At 59.8% G+C, this 353-nt stretch carries 1 protein-coding gene; it reads right to left on the bottom strand.

The window, feature by feature from the left end; genetic code table 11:
• Positions 1 to 21: 21 nt before the first annotated feature.
• The coding region (locus tag EE949_RS18280) for a tyrosine-type recombinase/integrase (protein WP_164666799.1) at positions 22 to 353 on the bottom strand (332 nt) is incomplete at its 5' end.

Below are 353 nucleotides of genomic sequence, written 5' to 3' on the forward strand. Positions count from 1 at the left end.
GATACGGCCGATGCAAGATTTTCAGCCTCGGGGATGATGTTGCGCATGCAGATGTTTCAGACGTTCCCTTGCGACATGGGTATAGATTTGCGTGGTGGAGATGTCCGAATGACCAAGCAATAACTGCACCACGCGCAGATCGGCGCCATGGTTGAGCAAATGGGTGGCGAATGCATGGCGCAAGGTGTGGGGCGACAGGGTCTTACCGATCCCGGCGACCTTGGCTTGGTGCTTGATGCGGTGCCTGAAGGTCTGGCGGGTCATTTGCTCGCCCCGCAGGCTGGGGAACAGCACATCGCTGGGGCGCCCACACAGCAATTCGCTGCGCGCTTCGCGCATGTAGCGCTCCACCC

Source organism: Pseudomonas viridiflava (assembly GCF_900602065.1).
In the GTDB taxonomy this organism is placed as follows: Bacteria; Pseudomonadota; Gammaproteobacteria; order Pseudomonadales; family Pseudomonadaceae; genus Aquipseudomonas.